Below are 265 nucleotides of genomic sequence, written 5' to 3'. Positions count from 1 at the left end.
CGTCCCGGGTCTCCCGGGTCTTCCCGACCTGGGCGGGGTCGTCGGTGGTGTCGTTGACACGATCGGTGGCCTGATCCCGGGTCTGGGTGAACTGCCGGGCCTTCCCGGTGGCGACCCCACCGTCCCGGGCCTCCCGGGTCTCCCGGGTCTTCCGGGTCTGCCTGACCTGGGTGGGGTCGTTGGTGGTGTCGTTGACACCATTGGTGGTCTGATTCCTGGTCTGGGTGAGCTGCCGGGTCTTCCCGGTGGTGACCCCACTGTTCCG

1 protein-coding gene is annotated in these 265 nt (G+C 69.1%); it reads right to left on the bottom strand.

Annotated features, from left to right (window positions below; all coding sequences use genetic code 11):
• Positions 1–265: hypothetical protein (locus MIAR_RS17490; RefSeq protein ID WP_285638584.1), on the bottom strand; the 265-nt coding region annotated here is incomplete at both ends.

Origin of the sequence: Microbacterium arabinogalactanolyticum, assembly GCF_030268005.1 — a bacterium.
In the GTDB taxonomy this organism is placed as follows: Bacteria; Actinomycetota; Actinomycetes; order Actinomycetales; family Microbacteriaceae; genus Microbacterium; species Microbacterium arabinogalactanolyticum.
The sequence above is the reverse complement of the archived record's forward strand: the minus strand, read 5'-3'. Positions and strand labels throughout refer to the sequence as shown.